18 protein-coding genes and 1 pseudogene are annotated in these 16,248 nt (G+C 43.8%); 6 read left to right on the top strand and 13 right to left on the bottom strand.

Features of this window, described 5'->3' with window-relative positions:
- A partial coding sequence (locus AB6E51_RS22215) for a DUF2913 family protein (protein WP_372140192.1) occupies nucleotides 1–234 on the top strand: 234 nt, incomplete at its 5' end.
- A gap of 28 nt (nucleotides 235–262) precedes the next feature.
- On the opposite strand, the gene AB6E51_RS22210 is transcribed toward AB6E51_RS22215, so the two are convergent.
- The 6 genes and pseudogenes from AB6E51_RS22210 to AB6E51_RS22185 form a co-directional block, all read right to left on the bottom strand.
- Entirely contained in the window at nucleotides 263–424 is a 162-nt protein-coding gene (locus tag AB6E51_RS22210) for a hypothetical protein (protein WP_170960936.1), read from the bottom strand.
- 1,127 nt (nucleotides 425–1,551) lie between these two features.
- Nucleotides 1,552–2,378: pseudogene (locus AB6E51_RS22205) on the bottom strand (DUF3387 domain-containing protein); the annotation flags it as partial.
- 192 nt (nucleotides 2,379–2,570) lie between these two features.
- Nucleotides 2,571–3,011 carry a hypothetical protein gene (locus AB6E51_RS22200; protein ID WP_372050120.1) on the bottom strand — a complete coding sequence of 147 codons (441 nt, stop codon included), beginning with the start codon at nucleotides 3,009–3,011 and terminating at the stop codon, nucleotides 2,571–2,573.
- A 45-nt stretch (nucleotides 3,012–3,056) separates the two neighbouring features.
- Entirely contained in the window at nucleotides 3,057–3,377 is a 321-nt protein-coding gene (locus AB6E51_RS22195; RefSeq protein ID WP_372050119.1) for a sodium:solute symporter family transporter, read from the bottom strand.
- 104 nt (nucleotides 3,378–3,481) lie between these two features.
- Nucleotides 3,482–4,159 (bottom strand): sodium:solute symporter family transporter, encoded by a 678-nt coding sequence (locus AB6E51_RS22190; protein ID WP_372050118.1) that lies wholly within the window; start codon nucleotides 4,157–4,159, stop codon nucleotides 3,482–3,484.
- Nucleotides 4,114–4,326: a hypothetical protein gene (locus tag AB6E51_RS22185; protein ID WP_372050117.1), complete on the bottom strand. Its 213-nt coding sequence runs from the start codon at nucleotides 4,324–4,326 to the stop codon at nucleotides 4,114–4,116. Before AB6E51_RS22185 ends, AB6E51_RS22190 begins: the two co-directional genes overlap by 46 nt.
- Nucleotides 4,327–4,737: 411 nt before the next feature.
- On the opposite strand from AB6E51_RS22185, the gene AB6E51_RS22180 reads away from it, so the two are divergent.
- Both AB6E51_RS22180 and AB6E51_RS22175 read left to right on the top strand, forming a co-directional pair.
- The gene (locus AB6E51_RS22180) at nucleotides 4,738–5,667 is read left to right on the top strand and encodes a sugar kinase (protein WP_372050116.1); all 930 of its coding nucleotides are present in this window, start codon (nucleotides 4,738–4,740) and stop codon (nucleotides 5,665–5,667) included.
- A gap of 14 nt (nucleotides 5,668–5,681) precedes the next feature.
- The gene (locus tag AB6E51_RS22175) at nucleotides 5,682–6,305 is read left to right on the top strand and encodes a bifunctional 4-hydroxy-2-oxoglutarate aldolase/2-dehydro-3-deoxy-phosphogluconate aldolase (protein WP_372050115.1); all 624 of its coding nucleotides are present in this window, start codon (nucleotides 5,682–5,684) and stop codon (nucleotides 6,303–6,305) included.
- Between the two features lie 301 nt (nucleotides 6,306–6,606).
- Here the strand turns inward: AB6E51_RS22175 and AB6E51_RS22170 are convergent, their stop codons facing one another.
- Genes AB6E51_RS22170 through kduD form a run of 4 tightly spaced genes read right to left on the bottom strand, consistent with a single transcriptional unit; the run spans nucleotide 6,607 to nucleotide 8,914 of the window.
- Nucleotides 6,607–7,242: an RpiB/LacA/LacB family sugar-phosphate isomerase gene (locus AB6E51_RS22170; RefSeq protein ID WP_372050114.1), complete on the bottom strand. Its 636-nt coding sequence runs from the start codon at nucleotides 7,240–7,242 to the stop codon at nucleotides 6,607–6,609.
- 39 nt (nucleotides 7,243–7,281) lie between these two features.
- On the bottom strand, nucleotides 7,282–7,602 hold the full coding sequence (locus AB6E51_RS22165; protein ID WP_372050113.1) for a cupin domain-containing protein: 321 nt from the start codon (nucleotides 7,600–7,602) through the stop codon (nucleotides 7,282–7,284).
- Between the two features lie 13 nt (nucleotides 7,603–7,615).
- Nucleotides 7,616–8,134 (bottom strand): YgjV family protein, encoded by a 519-nt coding sequence (locus tag AB6E51_RS22160; protein WP_372050112.1) that lies wholly within the window; start codon nucleotides 8,132–8,134, stop codon nucleotides 7,616–7,618.
- An 18-nt stretch (nucleotides 8,135–8,152) separates the two neighbouring features.
- Nucleotides 8,153–8,914, bottom strand: a complete 762-nt coding sequence (kduD, locus tag AB6E51_RS22155; RefSeq protein ID WP_372050111.1) for a 2-dehydro-3-deoxy-D-gluconate 5-dehydrogenase KduD — start codon at nucleotides 8,912–8,914, stop codon at nucleotides 8,153–8,155.
- 259 nt (nucleotides 8,915–9,173) lie between these two features.
- Here kduD and kdgR point away from each other — a divergent pair, with 259 nt between their 5' ends.
- The 3 genes from kdgR (at nucleotide 9,174) to AB6E51_RS22140 (ending at nucleotide 12,640) form a co-directional block, all read left to right on the top strand.
- The gene (gene kdgR, locus AB6E51_RS22150; RefSeq protein WP_372050110.1) at nucleotides 9,174–9,956 is read left to right on the top strand and encodes a DNA-binding transcriptional regulator KdgR; all 783 of its coding nucleotides are present in this window, start codon (nucleotides 9,174–9,176) and stop codon (nucleotides 9,954–9,956) included.
- A gap of 88 nt (nucleotides 9,957–10,044) precedes the next feature.
- Nucleotides 10,045–11,913 carry a DUF294 nucleotidyltransferase-like domain-containing protein gene (locus AB6E51_RS22145; RefSeq protein ID WP_372050109.1) on the top strand — a complete coding sequence of 623 codons (1,869 nt, stop codon included), beginning with the start codon at nucleotides 10,045–10,047 and terminating at the stop codon, nucleotides 11,911–11,913.
- 1 nt (nucleotide 11,914) lies between these two features.
- Nucleotides 11,915–12,640: an exonuclease domain-containing protein gene (locus AB6E51_RS22140; RefSeq protein WP_372050108.1), complete on the top strand. Its 726-nt coding sequence runs from the start codon at nucleotides 11,915–11,917 to the stop codon at nucleotides 12,638–12,640.
- 16 nt (nucleotides 12,641–12,656) lie between these two features.
- Here the strand turns inward: AB6E51_RS22140 and AB6E51_RS22135 are convergent, their stop codons facing one another.
- The 3 genes from AB6E51_RS22135 to AB6E51_RS22125 form a co-directional block, all read right to left on the bottom strand.
- Nucleotides 12,657–14,246 (bottom strand): methyl-accepting chemotaxis protein, encoded by a 1,590-nt coding sequence (locus tag AB6E51_RS22135; protein WP_372140186.1) that lies wholly within the window; start codon nucleotides 14,244–14,246, stop codon nucleotides 12,657–12,659.
- Nucleotides 14,247–14,321: 75 nt separating this feature from the next.
- Entirely contained in the window at nucleotides 14,322–14,996 is a 675-nt protein-coding gene (locus AB6E51_RS22130) for an oligogalacturonate-specific porin KdgM family protein (RefSeq protein ID WP_372050106.1), read from the bottom strand.
- Nucleotides 14,997–15,009: 13 nt separating this feature from the next.
- The gene (locus tag AB6E51_RS22125) at nucleotides 15,010–16,191 is read right to left on the bottom strand and encodes an alginate lyase family protein (RefSeq protein ID WP_372050105.1); all 1,182 of its coding nucleotides are present in this window, start codon (nucleotides 16,189–16,191) and stop codon (nucleotides 15,010–15,012) included.
- Nucleotides 16,192–16,248 lie beyond the last annotated feature (57 nt).

The following is a 16,248-nucleotide window of genomic DNA, read 5'->3' as shown; positions in this document are numbered from 1 at the left end:
CTGGAAGACATAGAAAAAGACCTTGAAAGGGATACGCTCTATATGAAAGAGAAAGACATTGAGAATGGGTTTGATGAAGACAATAACCAAATCAAGCCGCTAGCGATGACGGTGAAAACTCATCGATTAAAAGCGCTTATTGAAGCGGTGCAAGCCAATGGCCTTTATCGCGTGGAAGTGGACCATGTAGATGAGCACGAAGTGATTCATCTTTTGTTGCATCGAAAGGGATAATAAGCAGTTCAGCGTAGAATTTGGGATGCTATGACTCTTTTTTGCCTTGAGTATAACGGTGGTTGACTAAACACCCATTTTCAATCTTCACCGACAGCTTACCAACATGACAACGAACGCCATAACTGGTGTGGCTAAGTAAATCATCAAGGGATTGCGCTTCCTCGATGCGAAATTTGGGTTTCCCCATAAATCTTTTGAGATTGGCATTTATTAAGCTTGGTTTCGTGATTGGCATCATTAACAGTGGGTTTATTCGAGGGTGATGCATAATATACGGTGTCAGACTAATAAGTATCAAATCCCTGTAAAGGTGCTCGCTAAAACCTCTTCCTTATTCGCTAAAATTTTCCAATACGATGAATCCAGAAGTAATGAATGTCAGGGTATAAAGAGGAAGAGCTTGTGTCCTAGCGAGCGAAGCTACTCTGTATTAGCCGATTTTTGAAAAGGCCCTTATGAAAATCGCCTTCTTGTAAGGACTCTATGCCGTCCTACGGTCTGCGCCCTACCTGCACAGCAGAGAGCATAAGAAAATGCTTCGCGGATTTCCTTATGCTCTCCACTTTAACTAAGAGCGAAGCGTAAGAAGCAGTCGACACTGCCTTGATACATCGGAATGCATAAGAATAGTTTCACGCTTGATGTGTTTGTAATAACACAATACCAGAAACGCTAGCGGTGAACGCCAATAAGAATGATAAGAAGCCTCGATACTCACAGGGAGTGGCTTTAATTGTTCAATGTTAAAGAATGAGCCGTGCTTACTCAGTAAAGGTGACGTCAGTACTAATGATTGCCCACCGTATTTTGGGAGCAGTTCAATCAACAGTTCGAGCTCTTGGTATGTATCTCTTGTAAAAGGATAGATCGCCGTTGAAAGGTGAACATGGTATTGGTTTTTCTTTAAGGACGGGGTTATCTTGAGTAAGGTGAGTTCATTCAAAGCGATCCTTACACTGTACCCAAAACCTATCCACGCAGTGAAAAGAAGAACACATGTCGGAGGACAATAAAGATTGATCAAAAAACTAAGCTTATAGCTTTTCTAAGAAAGTACTAATACCTATAGTTTGATCATTTCTGTATTAGATTACATGAACGAAAGCTCAATATCTGACAATAAAGTTTGATCAAAAATGTGTGCCCGAATCGCTTTGTGATCACAAAGAGGACATTCATCAGTTAGATCAAAAAATCTGAACAATCCTTTTATCATTACATTCTTTTAACTCAAAGATATAACCATCAGGCTTTGCATTGACCTACTAATCGTGAATATGCAAAATGCAAGGTAAAGCTTGCCTTTGTTCGCGACTGATACCAGACCTCTACTTGCGCTAGCACAAGCTTAATTACCTCTAACGCCGCATCTGCTGGGTACTTACCCAACAACGCAACAAACGTCGAACAAGATTACGTATTCTCGCTGGAACACTTTCCCGCTTCTGCTAGTCAAAAGTGGCTATTGAGCTGTTTAGTTAGCTCAATAGCCACTTTGCGCAAAGCATCGCCACCAAACTCACGAACCGAATACTCATATTCAACCAAAGCATGGTAGAAAGCTATCTCATCAACGGAAAGCTTCAACTTATCCAGAAGTTCGGAGTCCTCTTGCATCTCTTTCGCCCACAGGCACAGTTCTTCAATGACCTAAACGGTTTCGATAATGCATTTGTGGTATTTGTTCAATGTTGTCAAAATACGGTCTGAATATTTATTCTCTTGCACAATATCGTTTTCATTCGAGCTTCGAATTCATCACGCTACAGCTTCTCAAGCAGTTCAACGACAAGGTTCTTCTCTTTCATATTCTTAAAATCTTCTAAGTGTTCTTCAGACAGCAAGCCAATATTAGGGTTATTTAAACCGACCATTGATAAAATATCATCGACGCCTTCTGCTACCACAGCATTGTCGAGGATCTGCTTCAAAGCAGTATTACGCTCTTCATCTGTACGCTTTTTATTGACATTCGAGACTTTCATGAACGCGACTTTAATCGCAGAGTAGGAAGCGATTATGTTCTTTTAATCACAAGTGTAACCCGTGGTATTATATAACAAATATGTTTTACCTAGCGCTGCCATCACATCAAGGAAACACCGTTTGCCACCTCTCACCTCTTGACCTTTGCTATCAGTAGGGGCTTTGATGTGATGGGCGCGCCTCCCTTTTAGTGTCGCTGTGCCAAACGAATAGTACAACCAGTGAGAACAGGAGTAACAAGTATGGCTAGTAAAGCTGTCGGGATCGGTCAACAATAGTTCGCGAAGCTTAACGACCAAGATTCGACAAAAATAAAGCCAGCAATTCACACAGACTGGAAAGCGTAATTAATCTGTTATGGGGTCCGGCGAGGTAGCCTTTACATTCCCATACCGATAGAGATGAGTCCCTGCCAACAAAATAACCAAACCGATTAAAACAAACACGCTAGCGTCAGGTATCGAATCTGTCGTTATCGAGATTAATGCAACAAGAACGCCTAATATTTGACACATACGCCCAAGGTTAGCACCTTGCCGAGTATCGACTTTAGCCTCTTCAGATGAGCTAATCGGTGTTTCTAGATTGGCTTTTAGCTGAGTAATTTCTTTTCCACGTTCACCAGAGGATTCCCGATAGAACCACCTAGTAGAGATAAAAAAACTACCCGTAATCACAATATGCGCGATCAATGTCATCGAAACAAGTAAGTCAACCGACTCACGACTAGTGAAGCTAGCAGCATCGAACCAAGGCAATAACCAATCCACATTAAATACAAACTGCATGAAGAACGACACCGACAACCCGACAGCAATCGTTGCCCAACCAGACTAGTCTGGCGTTTTTAACGTCACAAGTGCTAGCAAAGATGGGATTGCCAATGGGGTTTGCAATAACGCGCCAAATAGCATCATGATATCAAAGAAACTGTATTCCTTGATTGAAGCAAACAGCAAAGCAGCCAAGATACAAAGCAGGCCATTCACCACGGTGGCAACCTTTCCAACGACTAATTGTTTTTGTTCCGTTGCTTTGGGGTTGAACACCGACTGATAAACATTTCGAACAAAAATTCCGGCATTGCGATTCAAGGCGGTCGTCATAGGTGCGATAGTAGCGGCAAGCATTGCCGCAAGCACCAAACCTAACATTCCCGCTGGCAGGTAATGATCAATGTAGTAAACATAAGCGGCGTTATTGGCACTCTCTGCAAGCTTTGGTTAATACGCCATAAGATCCACGCCCATCGCCGCAGTCACCCATGGAGGGACAAACCACATGACAGGACCAAAAATAAATAGGATACCAGCGAACAGGGCTGCTTTTTTGCTTCTCTTTCGTTCGTTGTCACCAAAAATCGATAGCAAGAAAGCGCATTATTCGCGCTGATAGTTTGCTTGAGTAGCATCATCACAACCCAAAGCCAAAACACTTGCCAATAATTAATGTCTGCTCCCATATAACTATCATTAGGGTAGCTGTTTATTAATGACGCCGGACCACCGACTTCCAGCATTGCAAATACTCCGACCGACATGGTAATCGCAACCAACAAAATGAGCTGAATAACATTGGTTGCGGACACCGTCCATGAGCCGCCACTCGCGGCAATGAAGGTCACCAATAGACCAACACCAACAATCGTAACCACAAGATCAATGTTAAAAACCGCGGCCGCGAAGAGAGCTAAACCGTTTAACCAGATCGCCGCGGACATAATAGTCAAAGGGAAAGAGAGCCAGGTATAAACTTGCTCAGATGCACGTCCGAACCGAACCTTGATAGCTTCCATAGCCGTCTCAACGCGCATCTTGCGATAACGGGTAGCAAAATAGCCAGCCGCGACGAAAAAGCCCAAGGCATTACCCCAAAAAATGAACAATACTGTCAGCCCATCCTCATAGGCCTTGGCTGCAGCCCCGTAAAGGTCCACGCGGAAAACTGTGTCATGAAAGCAGTAGCGCCCGCCATCCACCACATCATTGCTCCACCACCGCGGATGAAGCTCGAACTATCCGTGGCAAAACGCTTGAACACTAAAGCGGCGAACAATACGAAAGCAAAGTAACCGACAATAATAACAGTATCAATGAGTTCCATATCATTCCTTATGCATCACAGATTATTCATTCGCTGCGATTCGTCCTATTGGTTTCGCCGTCCATACGGAACTCAATGACCACAACAATAAAACTCGATCTAAATCACATTTAATGGTTAAAAGTAGAAATATCACTACCTCGCATTCAAGTTACGCTGATAAATTATATTTTACCTGAAACATCGTTTCAAATAAAATATAACTTCTGATTACTTCTTGAAGGGCTCGGATGATGGTAAAACCATGCTAAACACGACATCCTTTAGTCAACATCGACGCTCTAACGTTTATCAACACAATAAACACAGAAAGAAACAATCAGTTAGACATTTAAAATTAGATGCTTACCAAACGTTTTTAACTCAGTAAACACTGGTAAAACGGGTGACTCTCAAGCTGGATATTTGACTATGAGCCAATACAAAATAGCGATCATCGGCGAATGCATGGTGGAGCTACAACGCAAAGAAGAACTACTAAAGCAAAGTTTCGGTGGTGATACACTAAACACCGCGCTGTATCTTTCTCGTTTGACGAAAAATTACAACATTTCAGTGAGCTACATTACCGCATTAGGTAATGACCCTTTCTCTGCTGAAATGCTAAAAGCGTGGTCTGAAGAGGGCATTGATACCGATCAGGTACTGCGTCTAGACGACAAAATGCCGGGCCTTTACCACATCGAAACAGATGAAACCGGTGAACGTACCTTCTTCTACTGGCGTAGCGACGCAGCAGCTAAATTTGTGTTTGACCAACCAGAAAGCCAATCCCTAGTGGATTCATTGATGGATTACGATGCGGTTTACTTAAGCGGCATTACCTTGGCTATTTTGACTGACTCGGGACGTGACACCCTGTTTAGTTTCCTAGAAAAATTCAAAGCAAAAGGCGGAAGCGTTTTCTTTGACAACAACTATCGTCCAAAACTATGGCCAAACCGAGAGACCGCTCAGCGCACCTACCTTGCGATGCTCAGATTCACCGACACCGCACTTCTTACCTTCGAAGATGACCAAGACTTATTTGGCGACACATGCTTAGAAGAGTGCATTGAGCGTACTCAACAAGCTGGCGTAACCGAAGTTGCCATCAAGCGCGGCGCAAAAGAGTGTCTCGTGCTCAGCGAAGGTCGCGCAGAGTATGTCGCGCCAAAGCCAATAAATTCTGTGATTGATACCACAGCCGCAGGTGACTCATTCAGCGCCGGTTATCTTGCGAAACGCCTAACAGGTGGTGACGCGTTTAACTCAGCAGCCATGGGACACAAAGTCGCAGGCACAGTGATTCAATATCGCGGTGCGATCATTCCTAAAACAGCAACGCCAACTCTTGATTAGTAGGACAAAGACAAATGACAACCCTAAACGAACAGCTAGCAAACCTTAAAGTAATCCCTGTAATTGCCATCAACAAAGTTGAAGATGCAATTCCTCTAGGTAAAGCACTCGTAGACAACGGCATGTCTTGCGCAGAAATCACCTTCCGCACCGAGTGTGCAGCAGACGCGATTGCAGTAATGCGTCAAGCCTACCCAGAGATGCTGATTGGTGCAGGTACCGTTCTGACTAACGAGCAAGTTGATCAAGCGATTGAAGCGGGTGTTGATTTTATCGTAAGCCCTGGTTTCAACCCACGCACAGTTCAATACTGCATCGACAAAAACGTACCAATCGTACCGGGTGTTAACAACCCAAGCCTTGTTGAGCAAGCAATGGAAATGGGTCTACGTACATTGAAGTTCTTCCCTGCAGAGCCATCTGGTGGTGTGGATATGCTAAAAGCACTAACCGCTGTTTACCCAGTGAAGTTCATGCCAACAGGTGGTGTCAGCCTCAAGAATGTTGATGACTACCTATCTATCAAATCGGTATTGGCGTGTGGCGGTACTTGGATGGTTCCAACCAACCTTATCGACGAAGGTCGCTGGGATGAGCTTGGCCAACTGGTTAAAGACGCAGTTGCGCACGTTAACTAATTCGGTCTTCAATTAACGAAAATCAGCCCCACGAGCTTCGGCCGTGGGGCTGAATGCTTTTACAAGAACAAAAAAAACGATTCTAGGACGAAAAGAAAACGAGTGTTGCGGTGATAAGATGCCGCTAGATCTGTTGATTGCTGTAAACAAAAAAAAGCCAGTGATTACACTGGCTGGAGAAATCCCGATATGGATATCAAAACAACAATTAAAATGGCCACCAAAAGGTGCAACACTTGATTTAAAGCAACCTCAGAGACAAGGATTCAGGAGTTCTGAGGCTGCTTCAAGTCAAATCAAATTAGTCAATCAAAGTACGAACGTATTCCGCAATTTCAGTGACTTGGCAGTTAGCAAAGAAACACTCTTGGAATTGAGCGCTGCCAACAGCTTGTTTAACTAGGTCTTGGTTAATCGCTTTTAGTGATGCTACAACGTCCTTGCAAACAGCAGCCTTAACATCATTAAGAATCGCTGCGTTTTGCTGCTGAGGTACAACTCGTTCTACAGGGTAGCCTTCGCCACGAGCACCAGTAAATGCTTTTTCGAAGATATAACGAACATTCAGCTCTCCAGCCCAACCAAAGCCTTTCGCAAACGCCAATGAAATAGCATTACCATTGTTAATTTGGTTGAAAAGGAATGCATCTGATGGCTCTAAGCAGTAACCACATACCACACCTGGGTGAAGGTTGCTTGCCACCAACGCACCTTGGCCTGTGCCACAGCCAGTCACGATAAAGTCTACTGCTTTTGAGTTCAGTAGGATGCTCGCCATGATACCTAGGTGAATGTAAGTTAGGTGGTGGTCGTTTTCATCTGTCATACCGACATTGAATACGTCGTGGCCTAAATTACCTGCCACAAGGTTTAGTTCAGAAGCAACCATCGCATTTTTTGGTGCTTGGCTGTTTTCCATCATTAGTGCAATTTTCATAGTAGTTCCCCGACGAGAAAGCTCGTCATTAGTTTAATCTTAAACAAAATCTTTGCGCATTGGTGTGAACGTATCGATTAGCGTACCAGCCTCAACACACACACAACCGTGTTCAATATCTGGCTGCTTATACATGGTGTCACCGGCCTTAACGATGTGCTTTTCCTCGCCAATCGTGAATTCAAAAACGCCAGACAGCACATAAGTAAGCTGCTCATGTGGGTGCGAATGCATAGCACCAACCGCACCTTTTTCAAAATGGACTTCAACCGACATCATGTTGTCGTTGTGTGCAAGCACCTTTCGGCTGACACCGTCACCTAAGTCTTCTAACTGCACATTTTTATTGAATACGAACATGTGTAAAAACCTATTATGTTTGTGATTCGCTAGACACCAAATAACTTGATTTGCGTAATCGATAAATGGTTACTAGGTTCGTCACTATAAGCGTCGCTTCAAGTAAGGTGCCACCTATTGAACCAACCAATATATTGTTGATTAGCCAACATGTCGCACCAAGCAAAAAGCCAATACGCATTGCCACGCCGCTGAGAACAAACATTGAGAACGTCCCGATCACCGTGCCAAAAATTGACCAAAGCTGCCCTATACCATCAGCAACCCAAAACCCAAAACCACCTGCAACAACAATGAACAATACTGCTACAAGCTTGGACCGTGTATGTATCGATACCAACGTTCTTGCTGCCGACAGTCCGGCTGCCGCGGCAGATACGGTTGAACCTAGTAGTAAATAGTGGAAAAGATGATTGATATTAAAGACAAACATTAAAATTTTGAGCTGCCTGTCGTCTTTTTGGTAAAAGGTAGAAATTCCTAAACCAAAACTCAAAAAACCTAATACCTGTCCGACAGAAAATAGATCCATCACCTTCTCTTAAGCCTGTTAGCGAGACAACCAACCACCGTCAACGGCAATAGTGTAACCATTGATATAGTCAGATGCTTTCGATGCCAAGAATACACATGGCCCCGCTAGATCTTCCGGAGTGCCCCAACGGTCAGCTGGAATACGTTCTAAAATTTCAGCATTACGCTGCTCATCAGCGCGAAGTGCTACTGTGTTATTCGTTGCCATGTAGCCCGGCGCAATAGCATTAACATTAATGCCTTCTTTTGCCCATTCGTTAGCCATTAATCGAGTCACACCCATCACTCCACTCTTTGAAGCGGTGTAAGATGGTACTCGAATACCACCTTGGAATGACAACATTGACGCGACGTTAATGATTTTGCCGCCTTGGCCTTGCGCGATAAACTGTTTCGCTACCGCTTGTGACATAAAGAACACCGACTTTATGTTGATATTCATCACGTCATCCCAATCTTGCTCAGAGAAATCAATGGCGTCGTTACGACGGATGATGCCTGCATTGTTTACCAAGATATCAATTCGACCTAACTCCGTAACTGCACGATCGACGATGCTTGGAATATCATCTAACTTCATTAAGTTAGCGCGAATATCAATAAACTTGCGACCTGTCTCTTCGATCATCGCAATCGTCTCTGACGGTTCAACAATGTTCACGCCAACAATGTCACAACCTGCTTTAGCAAGCCCGATAGCCATTCCTTGCCCAAGACCGGTATCACAACCAGTTACCACTGCTACCTTGCCTTCAAGGCTAAACGAATCAAGAATCATAATCTGTACCTTTGTAGTGAATGTGTGGTGAACAAAAAAAGGCCGGTGTTCACTCTGTTGAAACTTACATTACACAAAAAGTGATACGACCGAAAGTTATTTTTGAAATTGCGTTTTAATTTTTAAGGTTAACTGCAACTAACGTGATTGACATCTCAGTTATTGGTTTTAAATTAATGAAATGGCTTTTCGAAACTACTGACTCGCTCGAACATGTCAGGTATAATCAGGTACTATCGAAAATGACTCAGAGCGTGAAATGGAAAAATCAACTCAACCGGAAGCTGTATCGTCAGTATTAAAAGTATTTAACATCCTCTCAGCACTGGCTAACCAAAAAGAGATTGGTGTATCCGAGCTATCTCAACGCTTGATGATGTCAAAGGCGACAACCTATCGCTTTTTACAAACCATGAAGACACTCGGGTTTGTTGAGCAGGAAGGGGAAGCAGATAAATACTCACTGACATTAAAATTGTTTGAGTTAGGTTCAAAAGCTCTAGAGCATGTCGACCTCATTAATCTTGCTAATACTGAGATGGCGAAAATCTCCAAGATCATCAATGAAACTGTTCACTTGGGCTCCATTGACGAAGACTCCATCATCTACCTACACAAGATAGACTCCAGTTATCATCTACGTATGCACTCACGCATCGGTCGCCGCAACCCGCTCTACAGCACAGCTATTGGTAAGGTGTTGATGTCTCATATGGATGAGCAAGAAGTACGAGCTCTCTTGGCTGATGTTAAGTTTAAAAAACACACGCAATATACGCATGAAAACGCAGACCAACTGCTTGAAGAGTTGAACCTTGTTCGTGAGCAGCATTTTGGTGAAGACAACGAAGAACAAGAGCCAGGATTGCGTTGCATTGCAGTACCGGTTTACGACCGATTTGGTGACCCTATTGCGGCTATCTCTGTTTCGTTTCCTACTATTCGATTCGAAGAAAACCGCAAACAAGAGTACATTGCCCAGCTCCACTCGGCTGGCCGCAATGTTTCTGAGCACTTGGGCTATCACAATTACCCTGTCTGACATTAATACAGTTAAAAAAGCAGCATTCGTGCTGCTTTTTTTGCCGCCAACCAATTTATTGAAACGCCATTTCATTTAAGGGATTTACATGGGTACTTCAGCTTCAAATAACATTTTCGACTTTTTGATTCACCTTGACCCTTTCGACCTTCTGCCAAAACAAGTGGTTGAATCACTAGCAGGCTCAGTCACAGTCAAATACCTAGCCAAGGGAGAGATTATTGAGTTTCACTCGATGTGCGAGAAACGGTACCTCTATGTGATTCGAAAAGGCGCAATAGAGCAGCGTACCCAAATCAATAAACTCCGAGCCCGTCTCGGTGAAGAGGATCAGTTTGGGTTTACTTTCCTTGAGCCCCTTAATGAAGCAGAAGATGGCTACCGAGCGGAAGCTATTGAAGACTCGCTCCTTTATCTAATACCACATGCAAACATTCAAGAGACGTGCAAACAACATCCCGAGTTTAAAGACTACTTTGCCGCTACGGCAAAAACACGTTTGCACTCCGCCATACGCTCTATCGTCAACAAAGAAGAGAAAAGCTTGTTCTTTCGTACGGTGGGAGAAGTCGCCAGCGAAAATATCACAGTATCAAGTTACGACGACTCGATCATGGATGTCGCCAAGGCCATGTGTGGTAAGCGTCGCAGCTCATGCGCCGTGGTACTAAAAGAACATGAAATTGTCGGCTTGGTCACCGACCGTGATATGACCCAACATGTTGTCGCTCAGGGCGTCGATACCCAGCGACCTATTTATGAAGTCATGACACGCAACCCCATTTTGATCAATAGCGAAGCCAAAGTGATTCAAGCGATTTCACTCATGTTGCAGTATAATATTCGATGCCTGCCTGTCATCGCCAATAACGAAGTAAAAGGCTTATTGACGACTACACATCTGGTTCATAACCATCGAACACAATCGCTCTTTCTCATTGAAAAAATCAAGTACGCCAACTCGATCAATGCGCTTGCGAATCTACGAGATGAAAAAGAAACCATTTTCCAAGCCTTGGTCGAAAGTGGTGTGAGCGCCGAAATTCATGGTCAGGTGATGTCGATGATCATGGATGCGTTCAATAGACGAATAATCCAACTAACCGAAGAAGTGCTCGGTCCACCACCTTGTGAATACGCTTGGATGGTTGCTGGGTCTCATGCAAGAAACGAAGTACACATGCTCTCTGATCAAGACAATGCTCTCGTACTCGCAGAAGATGCAACCGAGGACGACCGATTCTACTTCGCTTACTTTGCAATGCGAGTGTGTAATGGATTAGCCGCAGTGGGCTATCCCCTTTGTGATGGCAAGTACATGGCAGCCACAGCCAAATGGAATCAGAATGTAGGTCGCTGGAAAGAGTACTATACAAAATGGGGAGCTAGCCCAGAATACAATAAACTGCTCAACATCAGTGTCTTCATGGAAATACGCTGCGTGTACGGGAACGCGGAACTTGTCGATACGCTTCAAAACCACCTACACCAGACCATTAATGCAAACCCTCGCTTTATCCCAGCACTAACACGCGATGCCATCGAAACATCACCGCCACTTGGTATTTTCAATAGTCTGGTACTAGAAAAAAGTGGTGATAACACCAAGTCACTCAATATCAAAAAATTTGCGCTGAATCTCATCATTGATCTTGCTCGAATATACAGCCTTGCCGCTGGAGGGTCGCTAACAGGGACTGAAGAGCGGTTTCGATATGCAGTTGAGCAAGGTACCTTGTCTCAAAACAGTTGCGACAACATTATCGGCGCGTACCGTTTTCTAACTCAAGTTCGTTTTAGGCACCAGCTCAACGCACAGCTTCGTGGTGATACTCCGGATAACCACATCCGCCCTGACGAATTCAGCAGTTTTGAACGCAAGCACCTAAAAGAGGCGTTCAAGATAATCAGCGAACTGCAGGATGTCGCTAAACTCAAATTTGTAGGCGGGTTCTAACATGCTGGCCAAAGCCCTACAAAAGCTATTCTCTAAAGGCGACAATATTGAAGCTTTGCACCAATCCATGCAGGCTAAACGCTGGTCTTCTCATGCCCTCGAGCATTACTTTGCCCACCCGCTCCCTAATGAAGATCGCCCGTTGTCTGAACAACAATTTGTCGCACTCGATTTTGAAACGACAGGATTAAATCCAGACACTGATAGGATCCTCTCTATTGGAACGGTTGAGTTAAACTATGAAGAGATTGACTTAACCAGTGTTAGCGAAGTGATTTTGCGCCACGACGTTGTTGTGCGACCAGAGAGCGCTATCATTCATGAAATTATGCCCATTCAAGTTCAAAAACAGGGGGTGGAGCCCGAGCCAGCACTCGATCAATTAATCGAACATTGTGCAGGCAAAACTATCATTGCCCACAGTGCGGGTATTGAGTATGGCTTTTTATCGTCGTATCTCAAAAGGCGCTATCAATTGGAAAAGCTGCCTTGTTACATGATAGACACCTTGTTGCTTGAGAAGCGATTTAGCTATTTAGGAAAAAATCGTGGCCATGCTAGCTTCCAACTCGATGATCTACGCCAACACTATAATTTGCCCCATTATCAGGCCCACTCCGCAGCCAGTGATGCATTAGGTTGTGCGGAGCTATTATTAGCTCAAGTAAAGAGACTAAGACTCTGTCATCGCCCGCTCAGTGAAGTGATATGCAGACCACCCTATTAAACGTGACAACTCATGCTTAACCTGCCACTAGCTCTTGTTTTTCAAAACCATGGCTATTGGATTGCAGATCGTCCGATAGCCGTTTTAGCTCACTTGAATTCAATGAAAACTGCTCAATTCGCTTCAAATTTGCCTCTTGAACTTTGAGCAGTTTCTCAATGGATAAATAAACCTGCTCAGAAATAGCCAACTCATTTTTTGTCGACTGTTTTAACTCCGCAACGATATTCTGTACATCACTCGCACCTTGCTTTACTTGACTAAAAATAACACCGACCTGTTCAGACTTCATTTCGCTTTGCGAGATTTGTTCAAGCAGCTTTTTCAAGTCCGTGGAAACATGTTCAGACTCCGACAGTATGTGTTCACTTATTTTAGATATTTCCACAGTCGCATCCGATGTTCTGGCTGCAAGACTTCGAACCTCATCAGCTACCACAGCAAAACCACGCCCTTGTTCGCCAGCTCTAGCTGCTTCAATCGCAGCGTTGAGCGCTAGCAAATTTGTCTGCTCAGCGATGCCTTGGATCACCTCAACAACCCCTGATATCTGTTCATGCTTTGCGGCTAATAGGCCAAAACTTTTCAGTGAACCATCAAGGTTTGAGCGAATATCCTCCACTGAACACTCCATAGATTGAATCGCGTCTGCCCCTTGCTCAGGCAAAGACTGCGATTGCAAGCTATTCCAATGTGCCTTATCAATTCCAATGTTGATTTCTTCAATGCTGAGCTCGAGCGCCTTCATGGAATCAAGTGTGTCATCTGAAATCGAGCGAATTTGACCTAAGCTTTCCGTCGTCGCCGCGACATTACGATCTAGGCTATCGGTAGACTGATTGATCATCCCCGAAACTGAGCCGATCTTATCAACAAACTGCTTGAGTGACGCTTGCATCTGACTAACGGACTCTAAAATGCTTCTTTGCGGTACAGACTGCCTCACAGGCTGAGATAAGTGTCCATCGGCAATCCGCTTGGTTAATGAAACGACCACATTGGGTTCCCCGCCTACAGAACGGTAGATACTGCGCGCAATGAGGCCGCTTATCAATAATATCACCACTAAAATACCGCAGCTGTAGATCAAAAGGCGTGTCACAAGCTGCTGATAACTTTCTTCAACATCGTCCATATATATCCCAAGCCCCATCACCCATTTCAGCTCTGGGATCATAGTAATCGCGCTCACCTTGGTCACCTTTTCCGACGAGTTTGGTTTGCTCACCTCGCCGACAACATAGTTGAACTCCTTGTCCTTCAGCAAGTTTACATGCCGAGCATAAGAGCTTTGGAAGATCCCCAGTTTTTCGCTATGCACATGCACGCGAGCGATAGCATTGTGGTCATTCGCCCAAATGTAAGCATTACCCAAACGATAAGTAGACAGCGCAGCAATGACGCGTTGCTCAGCTTCTTCCGGGGAGCGACTTTGCATAATGGCATCCGATGCTTGTTTCTTTGCAAACGAAAGTAGCGATGCCACCTCATGCTTTTTGGTTTCGACCAAAGATGTTTTTATTGAATCCAAGCTTACAAACACAATCAACGCGATACCCAACATCGCTGTAATCAGCAGCAATGCGCCCTTTTTTATCAATGTCATAATCCCTCACAATAAAAAATGACCACACTAACAATCTAGCGTGGCCATATCCGGTCAATCAGTTACAACAAACGCTTAGAAGCTATAGGTAATACCGATACGGCTTCGAAGCTGACGATCGCTTGAAGTGCTCGATACCGAAACATTGGCAAATTCCACATAAGGACGCCAACTCCAGTCCTCTCCTTTGTAGCCTAGTTTGAACAACGCATCCCAGTTGGTATCATCATTATCGAAGAACACTTGGTCATCCAAACCTTTCTCATAGTTCGCCTCTAACCCAAACTGAAAACCATTGTATTTGTAATCAAGGTTAGCCGTGACTTTACTCTTCTGCTCGGCAGAGCGATCATCAGAGAAGTTACGGAACTCATGGCGATAGCGGAGCTTAGTGACAAGCCCCGAATCAAAGGAGTACTGAGCACGGAGTTGAGGCTTGTAGGTTACGTGACCAGGAAAGAAGGTTACCGGCATACCAGGAATAAGCATCCAATTATCATCAATTTTATATTTATAGCCGAAGTCAAATTCGTTGCCTTTCGATTGCCACTCCGAAAACGGTTTACCTTTTTGCATTGCTTCAACACCAAAGTACATATTTCCAACGCCAGCACCAAGCTTTACGCGGCTAGCGTAAGTTTCACTTTCGTGTTTATATTCTTGACGAAAATCGAGAGATACCGCAGAAACAGAGGCACTAGCAACCAATGCCACAACCGCAGTTGCAGCTAATTTATAGACTTTAGACACTGTATAATTCCTTTTATTTAAATAATAGATTTGCTACTTTTTTACTATTTGATTTTTCTTTACTTAGCTCAGAAACCACATCAATAAATAACGGCTCACCATATGCTTTTTGCGCATAAAGTAAATTTACAAAAGCTTTAGAACCATCAAAGTCTTTTAATTCTTTGTATTGCCATTTATCAGGATGATTGGCATGTTTAGCAATATATTGATAGCCTTTTGCTAAAGAGTGCTTATCAACTTCATAATTCCAAACGTCGATGCCAAGCTTGTCTCCAAAATGACCAAGATGACTGTAGGCTTCTAGATTGAAGTTTGAATAATGCCAAGGACGAGTGCGTTCTAGCTCTCCATGCTGACGACCATTCATATCAAACTGACTACCAATTCGGCGCATTTGAGTGATTCTCAGGCGCTGCTTTGCAATATCTTCTTGGCCGACAAAAATGGCAAAAGCAGCCACTTGTGCGTCATACCACGTACCATGATTGTTGTGCCAATTGTCTTCTTCAAAACCATGATTACTGGTTAGAAGCCATTGGTTAAAGTCACTAAACCACGTAACCATGACCTGATAATCTTGTGGATCAAGTTGCTGTTTTAAAATGTTAATACTGTCTAAAACTGGTATTAGCAAGCGACTATCAATAATGCCAATACCACGTCCATCAACAATTCCAGGGATCGCTTGAGCATGATTGAGGTTAGGGTTCATTCGTGTGCTTGGATCGACAAACCAGGCATTAAGCTGAGCTTTCGCTTTATCTGCATAGGCTTGATTGTCGGTGAAATAATAAGCAAGGCTCAAGTCTGTCACGTCTTTAGCAAAACGGATAAAGCGCTGTTTGTCCGTTGCCGCACTTTTGGTAGCCATATTATATTCACCGTCACGGCGCACATAAGGTAAGCCATCTTTGGTGTCAGGATTCGGCCACCAATAAGGCCCAAAGCTGAAATAGTCATGCTTGTCACCACTCGCTGGTAATAACGTTTTATTGGTCACTGGGTCTATGGATACTTCCAGTGCTTTTTCAGCCTTTGCCACTAACTCGTCAATAGAGTCTTGTTTCACCGTTAGGTGTTGCTTGTTATATTCAAGATCGGCCTCATTATATGAAATGAAGTCGATATCACCCGCTATTGCCCCCCAAGAAAGAACCAGAGAAATAGCTATCACACTTTTCCTAAAAACCATAAAACCTCCTTAGTAAAATCACATTAATATTAATTGAAATATCGGTTTAAAAAATAG

The sequence above is a fragment of the Vibrio sp. 10N.247.311.47 genome, from assembly GCF_041467535.1.
Lineage (GTDB): Bacteria > Pseudomonadota > Gammaproteobacteria > Enterobacterales > Vibrionaceae > Vibrio > Vibrio crassostreae_C.
Note: the sequence above shows the minus strand (reverse complement) of the source record. Positions and strands in the feature narration are given on the sequence as shown.